The sequence below is a fragment of the Bacillus sp. 1021 genome (genome assembly GCF_014534735.1).
Taxonomy (GTDB): Bacteria; Bacillota; Bacilli; order Bacillales; family Bacillaceae; genus Bacillus; species Bacillus siamensis.
The window spans coordinates 518,626-534,579 of record NZ_JACVSR010000003.1; the positions used below are offsets into that span (position 1 = coordinate 518,626).

Consider the following 15,954-nt stretch of genomic DNA (forward strand, 5'->3'; position numbering starts at 1 on the left):
GATTCTCCTTTTACATTGGTTATCTTCATTTTAAAAACAAAAGCCGTTTTTTTCGTTTGATTAAGCGAACAAAAGAGAAAAGCATGTGACACTTTTGTCACACGCTGAACATGCTGACGGCGTCGTTTTGTTTCGGAAATACCAAGGTGAAAACCGTGCCTTGTTTTGGCTCTGATCGCACGCTGATCTGGATGTGAAGCGGAGCCGCGGCTTTTTGAGCCAAATACAGGCCCATTCCCGTTGACGCGTGATCACGGCTCATCCGCGTGGAGGTAAACCCCTTTTCAAAAATGCGCGGAAGATCTTTAGGCTTGATGCCGATGCCGCGGTCTTTGATATCCACATGCACCCGGCCGTTTAGTTCATAGCTTTTTACGGTTATATCATCCGCTTCACTGTATTTGACGGCATTGCTTAACAGCTGTCTGATAATGAAGGAAAGCCATTTTCCGTCACTGAGAACGTCCGGTGCCTCAAGCTGAATGTCAAATCCGATTCCTTTTTGTATACACCATGATTGCAGATTTTTAATTTCTTTGAAAACGAGCGGGCGGAGCTGAATGCGCTGGAACGATAAATCATTTTCGATAAAGGACAATCGTTTCTGATGAAGCTGCTGGTCGAGGAGATGATGAATCCGCAGCCATTCATAATGCAAAGGGGCTTTCAGCGGCTGTTCATCAAGGCGCTCGATCATGAGATGCATCGCTGTCAGCGGTGTTTTGACTTCGTGAATCCACGACATCAGCTCATCCTTCTCATGCTCTGATGCCGCCTGCATATGAAGTGAGCTACTTCTTAATAGCTCTGTTTGTTCTTCAATGCTTTCTTCAATGATCGACTCAAACGGACTGTCGGGCGTTTTAAGACCGGAAATATCTAAATCAGCGTCCCAATCTTTTAAGCTTTTATAAAAAGCGGTCTCTTTCCGATAGCGGAACAAGAGAAAAACAAGAAACACAAGAAGCGACAGGTAAACAAAATACAGCACTGAAAGAAACGGAATAGACGGATCAATATATGCCGCAAAAAGGAGCACAGCCTGCTGAAAAAGAAACATCGCGATCCAGCTTTTTCTTTCGAGCAGAAATGATTTAATCATAAAGACCGTCTTCTTCCTTTGCGATGTATCCCTGCCCCACCTTGGTTTCAATCATTTTCCCGATGCCTAAATGATCGAGCTTTTTCCGCAGCCGGTTGACATTCACCGTCAGCGTGTTATCGCTGACGAAACGTTCATCATTCCATAGGCTTCTGATGAGTTCTTCGCGGCTGACGATTTTATTTTTCTGCTCAGCCAGCAGTTTTAAAATCAGCATTTCGTTTTTGGTCAGTTCGACCGAACCGTTTTTATGGCTGACTGTGCCGGTTTCTGTGTCAATGACCGCCCCGCACCATCTTTTCATCAGCGCCGGTTCTGTGCCGTATTGGTGCACGCGGCGGAATACCGCCTGGATTTTCGCGATTAACACATCAAAGTGAAAAGGCTTCTGAATAAAATCATCTGCCCCAAGCTGCATCGACATGACCATATCCGCGGGATGGTCGCGCGAGGACAAAAACAGAATCGGTACGTTTGATTGAGAACGTATCATTCTGCACCAGTGAAAGCCGTCAAATTTCGGCAGCTGTACATCAATGATCACCAAATCAGGCTTGATTGCTGCAAACTCCTGAATGACCCGGCTGAAATCCTTTATTCCATGCACCGCAAATGACCAGCCTGTTAATCTTTCTTTCATCTCGTGAAACAAAGTGTTATCATCTTCTATTAACAAAATGTGAAACATGGTATCCGCCCTTTTCTGATTAATAGATGAAAAACCGGCTGTTGCGTCCAGCCGGTTTTTTCTCTTTACAATTCTCTTCTTAGTGCGGTAAGAACGTTGGTTTTTGTCGCTTTCCGTGCCGGATTCATACCCGAAATCACCGCGACCCCCGCACAAATGACAACTGCGATCACCACGAGGCTGAGCGGGATATAGGAGAAGGTATAATGAAGATCTTCAGCTCCGGTATTTCCCCCTACCGCTTTCAAGATAACCGGCACAGCCAGATTGACGGCAAAACTCACTCCGTAAGAAATGATAATACCAATGACAGAACCTAGTATCCCGATATAGGCGCTTTCCATCAGGAACATTCTGCGGATGATGGACGGGCTTGCGCCGATCGCTTTCATAATCCCGATTTCCTGCGTTCTTTCCGTAACCGCCATCGTCATCGTATTGAAAATACCGATGGCAGAAATGACGACGGCGATAAAGCCGACAAAGATCAGGCCGATTTTAAAGACGAGGAAAAACGTGTTGACGCCTTGCAGCTCGGTTGTGACGGACATGACTTGATAACCGTCATCACTCAAATCATTCGTTAACTGTTCAACATTGTCAAATTTGTCAGCGTAGACTTTTATGCTTTTTTCAGCATTTCCGCCTTTAAAATCTAAGAATTTCGAAAAATCCTTTTTGAATTGATCACTGATAAAAATATTTGTGTCCTCCATCCAATCTTGGGACGGTTTTTTTGTAATCCCGACAATTTTAAAGTCGTATGTTCTGGTTCCTTCCGTTTTTCCGCTATCATTGTTCGTTTTAGAAATGCTCAGCTGTATGGTTTTATTCAGCAGATCCTTCGTGTAGCCTTTTGGCTTTTTCACGTCCGAGACATCGTCTTGATGATCCTTTAAGTCCTTGTTGTAAGCCTCAGCTTCTTTTTTCGTCAATAGGTTTTTCGCGAAATCATAACCGACCACAATTTCATTTTCTGATTTGGCTACTCTTCCCTGATCAAGCTCCATATTGGCTTTTACTTCATCTTTCATGTTCGTTAACACGATCGTTGAACCTTCGTTTGTCCTGTTATCCAATGACGCTTTATTCGGTTCATATACTTCGGTTCTTTCAACGACAGACTTGACATTCTTATATTTTTCCAAGTCTGATTTCTTCACGGCTTTTCCGTTCTCTTGGCCGAGCACTCTTATTTCCGTTACGATCTGCTGGCTCATGGTTATGTCTGTTATCGTTTTTTGAATGCCGAATCCGACGGAGGCCAGCACAACCAAAAATGCACATGCCATCGTTGTTGCAAGCACAGTCATGAAAACACGCAGGCGGTTTTTCTTCATATTTCTTCTGATAAAGTGAACCTGATCCTTAAATCTCAACAGTAACGCCCCCTTTTAATACGCCGTCGTGCAGCTGGAATTTTGAATGTGCAATCGAAGCGACTTCATCGTCATGCGTGATGATGACAAAAGTAATCCCGCGCTCCCGGTTCAGCTGCTGAATTAATGAAAGCACCTCAAGCTCCGTTTCTGAATCAAGGCTTCCCGTCGGCTCATCTGCTAAAATGATCGACGGATTTAAAATCAGCGCTCTTGCGATACTGACACGCTGCTGCTGGCCGCCCGACAGCTCATTCGGATAATGATTCGCATGATTCTCAAGTCCGACCCGTTTCAGCATGTCTGCGACTTTCTGCTTCCGTTCAGACGGTTTAATCCCTTTGAGGGCAAGCGGCATTTCAACATTTTCATAGGTTGTCAGACTCGGAATGAGCTGGAAGCTTTGAAAAATAAAGCCGAAATGCCCGAGGCGGAACTGAGCCCACTCCTTTTCACTGAAGCCCGTCACATCAGTGCCGTTAATGACGATACGCCCCTTCGTCGGCGCTATGTAGCCGGAAATTAAATTCAGAAGCGTCGATTTTCCGGAACCGCTTCGCCCGACGATACAGGCGATCTCCCCTTTTTCAACCGTCAAAGAGACGTCCTTCAGCACCGGTACCTGACTCTCTCTGCCTTTCCTGCCGATTTTAAATGAATGATCGATATGCTGCACCTCTATCACGTAAACCACTCCCCTTTATATTTGTTTCGTTTTTTTATAGATGAAGTAATAACTGATGAAAAACCCGATAACCGCGCCGATCAGCATGCCGAATATGTAACCGGTATATGAACCGTTACCGTTATAAGCATATCCGCATATACCCGCACTTCCCAGCATACTAAGCGCCATGACCAGCACTTGGATCATGCGTTCTGTATGTTTGTTCAAGATAAAATGTCCGCTTCGCTCACTCGGCATTTTCAGGAAATTCACATAGCCGAAAAGATAGAAACAAAATCCCATTAACGCAGATATAAGCAAGGCATGTTTCGTGTAATACATCCATGGTGTATGGATGTAAGCGGCAGGCATGAAATAGATCAGAAATCCGCTCCAAGGAAAATGAATATTCTGTACAGCCTGGCTGCCAAAAAGGAACTCAGCGTTTAACAGGTAAATGATCAAGACAACGATCGGAAAAACGGAGACCATGAACGCTGTGATCAGCTGTGCTGCTAAATTGCCTGTTATCGTGCCGGCGGCTGTCACTAATGCATAAATCATCAAGCTGATGACCAGCATCCCGGCGCTGAATGAGTGAAAATGATGTACAGCGTCAGGTTTAAGCGCAAGAAACAATATGTCAGATAATCCGTAAGAAACAAGCTGCGAGCCGGCTAACACGGCTGCTCCCAACAAAAACTTAGTATGGAATATCCGGCTTCTCGAATACGGCAGACTCAATGTAAACATGTTTTCAGCCCGTCCCGCTCTTGTCAGAAAAAGCCCCATCATAACCGGAGGAATGAAGTGCAGCCCAATCAAATTCTGATTGCTGTAATTCATGCTGAATGTACAAACTGAACCTGAATATTGATGAAGCGCACCCAAACAATCCTTATAGTGAAAATACTCATTTATAATTGCCAAAGGGCCTAATATAGATAAGAACCCCGCTGTAAGAAGCAGCAGTGTCTGCCGCTGCTTCCATTCTTTATAAAGCAAACCGTTAATCGGCACCTTGCCTTCCCCCAAACTACACATTTTCATACAAACTTACATAAGCTTTGTTTTTCTGTAAACCGTAAAATAAGTGATAAAAAACCCGATCACAGCGCCGAAGATCATGCCGGCTAAATAGCCGAACATCGTGTTTGTGACTCCATACCCGAATAATCCAAACCCCATAACGGCAAACACAATCACCAGAATCTGCACCGGGCGGTCCAATTTTCTCCATAGAAAGAATCTGCCGTTCCGTTCATTCGGATGTTTCAGAAAGCTGACATAACCGATCAGATAAAAGACGAGGCTCATCACTGCCGGAATTATTAAGACTAAATCTCTTTCTCTGATCCAGTCGTTAAACACATATCCAACAGGAGTTATAAATACAAAAAGACGAGATTCGATATAGCTGCTGATGAAAGAGAATTGATTTCCCACACTAATATCGAAAACAACCTCCAGATTCGCGGCCGGCAGACCGATGAGTAAAAAGGGCAGAACTGTTACTGTAAACGCAGTTAACAGCTGGGCGAATATATGTCCCGTTAATGCGCCGGCTGCCATTAACAGGGCGTAAGCCATAAAACTGATGACAATCATTCCGATTGAAAAATGATCAAAATCGTACGTATGGCTCGGTTTCAGCAAAGATATGAGCAATGACGCCGCTCCGTAGCCTATCGCCTGAGAAACAACAATGACTGCTGCGCCAAGCCAGAATTTAGTCTGAAAGATTTGGCCTCTGCTGTAAGGCATGCTTAACAAGGCATCCATCGTTCCTTTGGTCCGTTCCAAGCCCATTAAGCAGACAGCAATAACGACACTCACAACCCAGCTGAAAGAAAGAAGCGACCCATTCGTATAACTCACGGTAAATTCACAATATTGCGGATCCAGATACTTCAAACGTCCTTGGTATGATAAATAGTAGTAATAAACCATAAAAGGGTTTGCCGCTATTAATAAAATACCGCTCAACAAAAACAGCCACTGATTTTTCTTCCATTCTGTGTACAATAATCCCCGCGGTATCATTCCGGTTCTCCTCTCTTACACATGCTTTGCTTTTTTATAAATTACAAAATAACTGACTAAAAATCCGACCGCTCCCCCGACAATCATCCCGGCCACATATCCTGTCATTGACTGTCCCGTCGAGTACCCCGCGAGACCAAAACCGAGAACGCCGATCATGATGACCACAATCTGAACAGGGCGGTCAAGCTGTCTCCAGAGGAAAAAACGGCCGTTCCGTTCCACCGGCTGTCTGACATAGCAAAAGTACCCGATGGCATAAAATACAATGCTCATCACTGCCGGGATGAGTAATATATACTTGCTGGCAGATACCCAATCCGTATTAACATACATGATCGGAATCAGATATTGAAACGAATCGTTTAGGTAAGCATTGACTGACGGCATCAGCTCATACATGCCGACCCCGAAAATGACTTCCGCATTTGACAGCGGCAACGTAATAATCAGGTAAGGCGCTATCGACACAGTAAACGCCGTTAACAGCTGGGCGAACGTATTGCCCGTTAAGCAGCCTGCACTCGCGACTAATGCAAAAGCCAAAATACTCACAATGATCTCACCGACGCTGTAATGATGGAAGAAATATACGCGCTCAGGCTTTAACAGAAGAATGAGCAGCTCAGCCAGCCCGTAGCCGATGATTTGGAATCCGGCAATGACCGCCGCTCCGAGCCAAAATTTGGTGTGAAACACCTGAGCGCGGGAATAAGGCAGACTGAAAAGTGCATCAATCGTTCCTTTCGTACGCTCCAGTCCGAATAAGCAAACCGCCAAGATCACACCGGGCGCCCAGTTCAAGTTCAGCATTCCGCTATCCAAAGAATTCACATAAAACTTACAATATGCTCCGTGGGTATCCAGACAGCCTTGGTAGACCAGATAGGTATTTAATACTTCAAACGGATTAACTGACGCTAAAAAAATGCCGACCATCACGAAAACAGTTCGATTCTGCATCCATTCTCTGTACAGCAATCCCCTGTCTACCATCTCCGGTTCCCCCCAAACTTCGCGATGAAGACTTCTTCTAAATTCACAGGAAGTTCGTTCCATACTTTCGGCCGCAGCTTTTGCAGAAATTCCTTTTTCTTCTCATCGTTTTTCGGAATCAGCACTGTATAAAATACACCGGCATGGTCGAGAATCGGTATGTTTTGTTCTCTGATCATCAAGTTGACATCCTCTTCAAACGCCATTTGGATTTTCATGTATTCTTCCTTCATATCATCCAAATCCATCACATTCGTCAGCTGGTTTCCTTCCAAAAATCCGATCCGGTTGCACATTCGCTCAATATCTTCTAAACGATGTGAGGTAATCAGGATGCTCGTTTCCCGTTCAGCCACTTCGTCCACCATAAGCTGAAGCACGTCGTGACGCGTTACGGCGTCAATGCCGTCCGTCGGTTCATCCAAAAGAATCAGTGCCGGCCGTGACGCAAAGGCAAGGACGAGCGCGAGCTGTTTTTTCAGCCCTGTTGATAGTTCACGGTATTTCTTCGTTTCCGGAATATTGTACCTGTTCATCAGTTCATTGGCGTAAGTCACATCAAAATTCGGATAGATTCTGCTTACAATCGCAACAAGCTGTTTATATGTATATTTGTCATAAAAAGGATTTTCAACAGGCATATAAATGATATTCTGTTTTACTTTTGGGTGCCGCTTTATTTCCACCTGATTAAATAAAACCGTCCCTTGGTCCGGCAGGAGAATCTGCTGAATGAGCCGGAGCAGCGTTGTTTTCCCTGATCCGTTTCGGCCAAGCAGCCCGAAAATTTCTCCTTTTCCGATAGTGAGTGAAATATCTCTGAGCACTTCTTTACCGTCAATTGTTTTTGAGAGATTGCGCAATTCAATCATGATCCGTGCCTCCTTTCACATCAGCGCTGATTTCCTTTATCCATTCCTGCAGCTTCTCCAGCTCAACTCCCGCGTAATGGGCATCGATGATGAGCTGTTTCAATTGCTCTTTTATCATCGTCATCTTCCCTTCAACCAATGTCTTTTTTGCATTCTCCGATATATACGTTCCTCTTCCTCTCAGCGTTTCAATGACGCCATCGCGTTCAAGCTCCTTGTACGCTTTGCTGACGGTATTCGGATTGGCGATAATGATCGTTGCCAATTCTCTGACAGAAGGAAGTTTATCCCCCGGCTTCATGATCCCTTTCAAACAAAGCTCTTTCAATTGCTGTATGATTTGCTCATAAATCGGAGTTGAGCTTCTCGGGTCGATTTGAATCATTTACTTCCCTTCTTTCTTTTACGAGCTGCTCGATTTCTTTAAATGTTCTGCCACTGAAAACCGATGACGACAAGAATGACAAACAGACTGCTGGCCAAAACCGAAGCGGCGATAATAAGGGGCACATCTTGTTTTACGGATCTTTTGTTTTTCATGAAAGCTCTCCTTTCCTTTGCTCAGCATTTATATGTCGTTTTTATTTTTTTGAGTGTTTGCGGTGTATTACATCAAGTAGTACACGTAATACAATAAACACACTCCGCCTTATTGTCAATTCTTTTTTGAAAAGAAATACAAAAAAACCCGCCGGGATTCCGGCAGGTTTTTTTGCACCATCTAAGACAGCGCGGTCAGTAATCGAAATTACGCTGCAAAATCATATTGTTTTGCAAAGTCTGCAGCTGCAGCCTCATTCGGTAAAGCTGTTCTCTCTGCTGATCATTCGCAGATAATGACAGCTTGTTTAATTCATTCACCGCGTTTTCAAGCATCATTTGCGCTTCACTGTACTCATTATCATTATAATGCTCTTGTTTTGAAGCGGTTATAAATTGCTCATTCGCAAATTCATACGCCTGTTCGCTTCTTTGGAGATGTTCATCTACTGATTGTCTTGTTGCCAACGAAACCCCTCCTCAGTGAATGGAAATCAAATTTAGTTTGAGCGGACGAAAAATGAATAACACCCGAAGGTTGCAGGAAAGGGAACCAAATTTTCCGTATGTCAGCTAAAGGAATGAGAATTCTGTCTGCAGTCATAATAAGCAAAAGAAAGCCGCATCTGTTTTCACATTGTGAACCCCCATCATTCATGCTACAATTTTAGGATGCATCTGATGTGAGGGAGGCTTTTTGAACATTGAACGAGAATAACCCTTTTCCTTATTCAAATACGGAAAAACGGTACCATACATTAAATTATCATCTGCGGGAGCATTTCGGACATAAAGTGTTTAAAGTCGCGCTTGACGGCGGTTTTGACTGTCCGAATCGGGACGGCACGGTCGCACACGGCGGCTGCACGTTCTGCAGCGCGGCGGGCTCCGGCGATTTTGCCGGCAATCGGGCCGATGACTTACTCACGCAATTTCACGATATCAAAAACCGCATGCACGAAAAGTGGAAAGACGGCAAATATATCGCCTATTTTCAAGCGTTCACGAATACGCATGCTCCGGTAGAGGAGCTGCGTGAGAAATTTGAATCCGTACTCAAGCTTGACGGCGTTGTCGGCATGTCTATCGCAACCCGTCCGGACTGCCTGCCCGATGATGTGGTGGAATATTTAGCCGAACTGAATGAGCGGACATATTTGTGGGTTGAGCTCGGGCTGCAGACCGTACATGAGCGGACCGCCCTTCTGATCAACCGCGCCCATGATTTTGACTGCTATGTTGAGGGCGTCAATAAGCTGAGAAAACACGGCATCCGCGTTTGTTCCCATATCATTAACGGGCTTCCGCTCGAAGACAGGGACATGATGATGGAAACGGCCAAAGCGGTTGCCGATTTGGATGTTCAAGGCATCAAAATTCACCTGCTTCATTTATTAAAAGGCACACCGATGGTGAAGCAGTATGAAAAAGGAAAGCTTGAATTCCTTTCTCAGGAAGAATATGTCCAGCTTGTATGTGATCAGCTCGAAATCATTCCCCCGGAAATGATCGTTCACCGCATTACGGGAGACGGGCCGATCGAATTAATGGTCGGGCCGATGTGGAGCGTCAACAAGTGGGAAGTACTGGGCGCCATTCAAAAAGAGCTGGAAGCACGCGGAAGCTATCAAGGAAAGCATTTCAGGAAAATCGGGGAGGAGACTGCCCTATGACCTTGATGCATATCCTCCCTTTCAGTAAAGAATTGCTGAAGTCAGCCGCTCAAGAAGGAGATATCACGGTTGACGCGACGATGGGCAACGGACATGATACATATTTTCTGGCAGGCCTTGTCGGTGAGACAGGACATGTTCATGCCTTCGATATTCAAGCGGACGCACTCGCCAAAACGAAGGAGCGGCTCGGTGCCGCCTTCAGCCCGCGCGTCACGCTTCACCATAAGAGCCATGATCAAATCAAGGCCTCTCTGCCCAAGGAAGCGCACGGGCATGTGGCTTGTGCGGTGTTTAATCTCGGCTATCTGCCCGGCGGCGATAAAAGCATTACGACAAACGGCCGCTCAACCATTTCTGCCATCGAACAGCTCCTTGAACTGCTGAAGGAAAACGGACTGATCGTTCTCGTTGTGTACCACGGTCATCCTGAAGGCAAGACGGAAAAGAATGCGCTTCTAAAGTATTGCGAAAACCTAGATCAGGAAAAGGTGCGCGTGCTGAGCTACGGCTTTCTCAATCAGCGAAACGATCCGCCGTTTATTATAGCGATTGAAAAGAAATCTGCCGCCAAATAAAGAATCGGCCTGTCATAAGCGGGCCGATTCTTTTTGTGAATGGTGTTTACATTTTTTCGAAAGTCCCTTACCATGAATAATGGAAAAAAGTACATGTTAAATGTAACATCCGGGAGGAGCAGCAGTTTGAATATTCTTCGCATCATATTTTCCAGTGTTCCCTATGTCATGTTCGTCATCATCTTATCAAGACATTTAGGATTTGAGTTCGCAAAAACCTATTATTGGTGGTTTGCCGCATTTTTCGTCATCGGGCTGATCGGCAAATTTGCAATGCACCTTGCGGCAAAAAAGAAACCATTAAAAAAAGAGACAGCGTAAATCGCATGTCTCTTTTTATTTACTGCTTTTGCAGCACGTTACGTGTATACGCGGGATTGTTTGTAAATACCCCATCTACTTTTTGTTTCAGCATAATCGGCGTCAGCGCCCGCTCATCTTCCTTATCAAAAAAGACGTGAACCTTCATCTTATTGTGGTGGATACGTTTGACGGCGGCTTCATTTGTTAATTTAGCATTAAGACCGACTGTATCAGCATATGTTCTGATGGCTTGCAGCTGCTTATCATTTATGTTCTCAGCCTCTTTATCTTTTAATAACTGAACAAGAGGAACGTTTTTATTCATAGATCGAACTTTCTTTAAGCTCTTCTCGCTAAAGGATTCAATGACCGCTTTATGACTGGAAATCAGCTTATATTTTTGTAATATGTCAATCAGCTTCTTTTCCATCACCAGGCTGCCGTTGCTTTCTCTTGTCTCTATATAGTAATTGGCAGTTTGTCCGAATTTCTCTATGATTTCTTCAATCGTTAAAATCTTTTCTCCTTTTCCCGCATTCAGTTTTTTAATTTGAGCCAGAGACAGATCATCTGTCATCCCTTTACCATCAGTTGTCCGATCGACCGTTTTATCATGAATTGCAATCAGATGGCCGTCCTTTGTCTCCCTTAAGTCTATCTCAATATAGTCTGCTTTGTCTTTAATGGCACGTGCATAGGATAAAGCAGTATGTTCCGGTCCAATCGCAGAAGAGCCCCTGTGAGCTATTAATACGGGATGATAGCCGGCGGAAGCATGTATGACGGAGCAGCCGCCCGTCATGGAAATTAATCCCATGATGACTAAATACTTTAATTTTTTCATAAAATTAAAGTATCATATTATGCCTGCGTAAACAATGTTTCATTCTTCACATAAGAATAAAAAAACCGCACCTTCATGAGAAAGGCGCAGTTCACCCATTACGAACTTTTCGTCCAAGCCATCTTCTGAAATTTGCGGTAGGCTCTTCCGTTGATATAAAAGAAAAATGACGTTTTTCCGCTTGCTCTGATCAGCTTTCGCGCGAGGCGGCCCATTTCTTTTTGGCTGGCGACTTTGTCATCGGATAAATAGACGCCGAGCAGCCCCCTGTTAATCAGCCGGTGGAAGTTTTCATGCGGAATGCCATGCAGATGTTCATCCGCTTTTTCAATAAAATGCTTCAGTCTCTGCATCATTTCTTCATGAGACTGATAATACGTGCAGAAATTCAAATCGCCTTCAAGCAGATCCTCTTCCTGGTCAATTAAATAATCGAGCAGAATGTGCAAGCCTTGTATGTATGGAAAATAACTGCTGCGGATTTTCTCAGCGGTATGTTCGTTAAAATCAGGCTGGAATGAATAAGCAACGAGACAGAAAATGCCTAACGTCGATCCGGCGCAGGCCGAGAACTCAAACCATTCCATTTCCGGAAGCTTTGACTGATACTGCTCAAACCAGGCTTTAAGCCTCGGAACGCGTTCATGTTCTACGACATGCTTATGAACCTGAAGATCGCAATAATAATCGCACAGCTCAAGCAGATACGGTTTAATAAGGCTGTAATGTTCTATTGACCCAAGCACCCGCTGGCATGTTTTGACCAGCTCATGAAGATAACCGCCGTCATCCTGCTCCTCTCTGTACTGATAGTACGGCTGCACCTCTGCACCGACCGTCAGCGCGTCACGCATGGAAAGGTGAAGCATGCGGAAATCCTCCGGGTCAAGCGATGTGCTGCGGTCGCACAGATTGTCCAGATAATCACTGATCGTCTGATACGCGATGATAAATTGCACGCACTTCTCTTTTTGCTCTCCCGACAGCAGTGCTAAAATGCCGCCGCCTTCACAATGAAACGATTTATCACGGATACTTGCGGCCGCCTGCTGCCGCAGCTCGTTATTTTTAATGGAATCTGATTTTTCCCGCCACATATTCAATTCCTGATGAACGAGCGGAAAAATTTCCCGATACACTTTTGCCATAAGGTTAAAAGGATGTTCCGGTACTGTCAACATATGCACCCCCAGCGAATTCAAATATACTGATCTGTAAAGGCTTTCGCCGCCTTAAACACAGCTTCTCTTTCCGGTTCATTAAAAATTTCATGATAAAGCCCTTCCCACTCCCGGTAAGACTTATTATGGGAATCCACACCAGAAAACCATTTGCGGACTTTCATTTTATCGACGATTTTGTCATCACCGCCCTGCATCAGCAAAAGCGGCACCTTTAAAAACGCATCAGTCGGCGCCATAGCAGCATCAATCGTTTTTATAAGCTCTCTGTACCATCTTACAGATACTTTCGTGACATATAAAGAATCGTTTTGATCCGCTTCAATCATATCCGCATTCCTCGTCGCCATATCAGGCGATAAACCGGAGTCCACTCTGATGGACGGAACGAGGACATTCAGCCCTTTAGACGCAAAATCAAGCACTTTATTGACTTTTATTTGCAGCCCGAGACAAGGTGATGATAAAATGAGTGCCGTAATGCGGGGATTTCTCTGCTGCTTAAACCATTCTATCGCAATCAGTCCGCCCATGCTGTGGCCCAAAAGGAAAACGGGTGCTTCAAGCGTTCTCGCTTGATCAATCCATATATCTACTTCATCAATGTATTCTTGGAAAGAGCGAATATGCCCTCTGGCGCGGGTGGATGTTCCCTGACCCGGCAAATCGCCCATCACCACGTTATATCCGGAAGATCTCCACATTTCAACGAGCCATTTATAACGCCCGTGATATTCGCTTGCCCCGTGGATGATGACAATGGTACCGACGGGCCTGTCTGCTTTCCAAGTCCACATGCAGTTCACCTCTTACATAAATTTAGAGAAAGAAGGATGAGACATGATAATCTACCCTTATAAACAATTTACGCCGGATATACATCCTGATGCGTTTATTGCGGATAACGCCGTCATTACGGGTGACGTCGTGATCGGAGAACAATCAAGCATTTGGTTCTCAGCTGTCATCCGCGGGGATGTTGCGCCGACAAGGATCGGAAAAAGAGTCAGCATACAAGACTTGAGCTGTCTGCATCAAAGTCCCGGGCGCCCGCTTCTTATTGAAGATGACGTCACGATCGGCCATCAGGTTACACTGCACAGCGCAGTCATCAGAAAGAATGCTTTAATCGGTATGGGCTCCGTCATTCTGGACGGGGCGGAAATCGGAGAAGGCGCGTTTATCGGCGCCGGAAGTCTCGTTCCTCCGGGCAAAACCATTCCTCCCGGCTGTCTTGCGTTCGGCCGGCCCGCAAAGGTCATCCGCCGGCTGACAGAAGAAGACATACGGGACATGGAAAGAATCAGATCGGAATATGTTGAAAAAGGCCGATACTATAAAACACTGCAAGAGAAATAAAAAAGATCAGCTTTGTTTTACTACTGTACCATTTTTCAAAATATTATTTAAGTAATAACCATTTGCGTTCCCCTGATTGTCAGGAAACAGTAGCAAAATGTTCAGGAATTTGTTTTATTCTTCCCCCTTTTACCCGATCCTATGAAAAAAGAGCCCATTTCAGCGGGCTCTTTTTTTACGCTTTTTCAGCGAATGTCTGTCCGTTTTCCAGGTTTATGTGTTTTCTTTTGTGGAAGCCTTTCCCGTAATAGGCTGCTAATAAAATGCCGAACCAGACAGGGCCGATGATGACAGCCACCCTGGTTTCTGCATCAAAAGCCATCAGTACAACAACAAATGCGAGAAAAGCCAGTGAGATGTATGAGGAAAAAGGGTATAAAGGCATTTTATATTTTAGTTTTTTCCGTTCTTCCGGCTGTAAACTTTTACGGTATTTCATTTGGGAAAGCAAAATAATCGCCCATGTCCAAATTGCTCCGAACGTCGCAATGCTTGTCACCCACGTAAACACTTTCGCCGGCACCACGTAGTTCAGCAGAACGCCGATGCATAACGCCCCCGCTGAAACCAATACCGCTTTTCCCGGCACGCCGCCTTTTGTGACTGTGCCGTAGGCTTTCGGGGCTTCATTTTGCTCCGCGAGATTAAACAGCATGCGCCCCGTGCTGAAGATCCCGCTGTTGCAGGAAGAAAGAGCCGCCGTCAAAACGACAAAATTAATGATTCCGGCTGCTGCGGGAATTCCGATTTTTTCAAATGTCAAAACAAACGGACTTCCGCCTGAACCGATTTCCTGCCACGGATAAATTGACATAATGACAAATAAAGCTCCGACGTAAAAAATGAGAATACGCCAAAAAACCGTATCAATGGCCCGCGCCAATGATTTTTCCGGATTTTTGACCTCACCAGCTGTGACACCGATCAGCTCAATTCCGAGATATGCAAACATGACCATTTGCAGCGACAGCAGCACCCCTTTAATCCCATTCGGGAAAAAGCCGCCGTTGCTCCATAAATTGCTGATTCCAAGCGCGACGCCTCCGTTTCCGAGACCGAATACGATCATCACCAGACCGATCGCAATCATTGACAGAATAGCCAAGACTTTAATGAGCGCAAACCAGAATTCAAGTTCACCATACGCTTTGACTGCCAGAAAGTTAACAGCTGTCATAATGACGAGTGCACAAAGCGCCCAGATCCATGACGGCACATCAGGGAACCAGTAGCCCATATAAATGCCGACCGCGGTGATTTCCGCCATACAGGTAACGACCCATAAAAACCAATAATTCCAGCCTGTTAAAAAACCGGCCAGCGGCCCGAGATAATCTCTGGCATAGCGGCTGAATGAGCCGGCAACAGGCTTTTGAATCGCCATTTCCCCTAATGCCCGCATAATAAAAAACATAATCAGCCCGCTGCATGCGTAAGCGGCTAAAATCCCCGGTCCTGCAAGCTTTATGGCAGAAGCTGACCCGAGAAACAGTCCGACCCCTATCGCGGCGCCCAAAGACATAAGCGAGATATGCCTCTCTTCCAAACCGCGGTGAAGCGTTTTTCCTTTGTTTTGCATAACTCTCCCCCCTGATTTTGACAGAAAAGTAACAAACCGAGACGAAATAGCCAGAAAGCACTTTCCGGCATCTGCCCGATTAGTCCTATTATAACCTTTTTCTGAATATTGCGTAATACTTTACTGAAAACATAGCGGAATAGACGGTTT

The 15,954-nt window shown here is 45.1% G+C and carries 18 protein-coding genes; 4 read left to right on the top strand and 14 right to left on the bottom strand.

Annotated elements, in window-relative coordinates; genetic code table 11:
* Positions 1–97: 97 nt before the first annotated feature.
* From ICW23_RS14285 to ICW23_RS14330, 10 genes are all read right to left on the bottom strand, one after another.
* Positions 98–1,102, bottom strand: coding sequence for a sensor histidine kinase (locus ICW23_RS14285; RefSeq protein WP_188154665.1), 1,005 nt, complete (start codon positions 1,100–1,102; stop codon positions 98–100).
* Entirely contained in the window at positions 1,095–1,790 is a 696-nt protein-coding gene (locus ICW23_RS14290; RefSeq protein ID WP_099744396.1) for a response regulator transcription factor, read from the bottom strand. The genes ICW23_RS14285 and ICW23_RS14290 overlap by 8 nt, the downstream gene beginning before the upstream one ends.
* 65 nt (positions 1,791–1,855) lie before the next feature.
* The gene (locus tag ICW23_RS14295) at positions 1,856–3,169 is read right to left on the bottom strand and encodes an ABC transporter permease (protein ID WP_045926414.1); all 1,314 of its coding nucleotides are present in this window, start codon (positions 3,167–3,169) and stop codon (positions 1,856–1,858) included.
* Entirely contained in the window at positions 3,159–3,854 is a 696-nt protein-coding gene (locus ICW23_RS14300) for an ABC transporter ATP-binding protein (protein WP_045926413.1), read from the bottom strand. The genes ICW23_RS14295 and ICW23_RS14300 overlap by 11 nt, the downstream gene beginning before the upstream one ends.
* 15 nt (positions 3,855–3,869) lie before the next feature.
* Positions 3,870–4,856, bottom strand: a complete 987-nt coding sequence (locus tag ICW23_RS14305; RefSeq protein WP_188154666.1) for an ABC transporter permease — start codon at positions 4,854–4,856, stop codon at positions 3,870–3,872.
* A 36-nt stretch (positions 4,857–4,892) separates the two neighbouring features.
* Complete coding sequence (locus tag ICW23_RS14310; protein ID WP_188154667.1) at positions 4,893–5,879, bottom strand: ABC transporter permease; 987 nt, start codon at positions 5,877–5,879, stop codon at positions 4,893–4,895.
* A gap of 15 nt (positions 5,880–5,894) precedes the next feature.
* A complete protein-coding gene (locus ICW23_RS14315) occupies positions 5,895–6,875 on the bottom strand; it encodes an ABC transporter permease subunit (protein WP_188154668.1) in 981 nt (326 codons plus the stop codon).
* Entirely contained in the window at positions 6,869–7,747 is an 879-nt protein-coding gene (locus tag ICW23_RS14320; RefSeq protein ID WP_188154669.1) for an ABC transporter ATP-binding protein, read from the bottom strand. Before ICW23_RS14320 ends, ICW23_RS14315 begins: the two co-directional genes overlap by 7 nt.
* Positions 7,740–8,132 (bottom strand): GntR family transcriptional regulator, encoded by a 393-nt coding sequence (locus tag ICW23_RS14325; RefSeq protein WP_016938498.1) that lies wholly within the window; start codon positions 8,130–8,132, stop codon positions 7,740–7,742. The genes ICW23_RS14320 and ICW23_RS14325 overlap by 8 nt, the downstream gene beginning before the upstream one ends.
* 350 nt (positions 8,133–8,482) lie before the next feature.
* Positions 8,483–8,755, bottom strand: a complete 273-nt coding sequence (locus tag ICW23_RS14330) for a YtzC family protein (RefSeq protein ID WP_016938496.1) — start codon at positions 8,753–8,755, stop codon at positions 8,483–8,485.
* A 236-nt stretch (positions 8,756–8,991) separates the two neighbouring features.
* Here ICW23_RS14330 and mnmL point away from each other — a divergent pair, with 236 nt between their 5' ends.
* From mnmL to ICW23_RS14345, 3 genes are all read left to right on the top strand, one after another.
* Positions 8,992–9,960, top strand: coding sequence for a tRNA modification radical SAM protein MnmL/YtqA (gene mnmL, locus ICW23_RS14335; RefSeq protein WP_188154670.1), 969 nt, complete (start codon positions 8,992–8,994; stop codon positions 9,958–9,960).
* Positions 9,957–10,538: a tRNA 5-(aminomethyl)-2-thiouridylate-methyltransferase MnmM gene (gene mnmM / locus ICW23_RS14340; RefSeq protein WP_188154671.1), complete on the top strand. Its 582-nt coding sequence runs from the start codon at positions 9,957–9,959 to the stop codon at positions 10,536–10,538. The genes mnmL and mnmM overlap by 4 nt, the downstream gene beginning before the upstream one ends.
* Positions 10,539–10,664: 126 nt before the next feature.
* Complete coding sequence (locus ICW23_RS14345; RefSeq protein ID WP_003152265.1) at positions 10,665–10,859, top strand: hypothetical protein; 195 nt, start codon at positions 10,665–10,667, stop codon at positions 10,857–10,859.
* A gap of 19 nt (positions 10,860–10,878) precedes the next feature.
* Here the strand turns inward: ICW23_RS14345 and ICW23_RS14350 are convergent, their stop codons facing one another.
* From ICW23_RS14350 to ICW23_RS14360, 3 genes are all read right to left on the bottom strand, one after another.
* The gene (locus ICW23_RS14350; protein WP_188154672.1) at positions 10,879–11,685 is read right to left on the bottom strand and encodes a glycerophosphodiester phosphodiesterase family protein; all 807 of its coding nucleotides are present in this window, start codon (positions 11,683–11,685) and stop codon (positions 10,879–10,881) included.
* A 98-nt stretch (positions 11,686–11,783) separates the two neighbouring features.
* On the bottom strand, positions 11,784–12,863 hold the full coding sequence (locus ICW23_RS14355; protein ID WP_188154681.1) for a tetraprenyl-beta-curcumene synthase family protein: 1,080 nt from the start codon (positions 12,861–12,863) through the stop codon (positions 11,784–11,786).
* Positions 12,864–12,883: 20 nt separating this feature from the next.
* Positions 12,884–13,663, bottom strand: coding sequence for an alpha/beta hydrolase (locus tag ICW23_RS14360; protein ID WP_188154673.1), 780 nt, complete (start codon positions 13,661–13,663; stop codon positions 12,884–12,886).
* A 46-nt stretch (positions 13,664–13,709) separates the two neighbouring features.
* Between ICW23_RS14360 and ICW23_RS14365 the strand changes: the two genes are divergently transcribed.
* Positions 13,710–14,225 (top strand): gamma carbonic anhydrase, encoded by a 516-nt coding sequence (locus ICW23_RS14365; RefSeq protein ID WP_095241536.1) that lies wholly within the window; start codon positions 13,710–13,712, stop codon positions 14,223–14,225.
* Positions 14,226–14,400: 175 nt separating this feature from the next.
* Here the strand turns inward: ICW23_RS14365 and alaP are convergent, their stop codons facing one another.
* On the bottom strand, positions 14,401–15,804 hold the full coding sequence (alaP, locus tag ICW23_RS14370; RefSeq protein WP_016938487.1) for an alanine permease AlaP: 1,404 nt from the start codon (positions 15,802–15,804) through the stop codon (positions 14,401–14,403).
* Positions 15,805–15,954 lie beyond the last annotated feature (150 nt).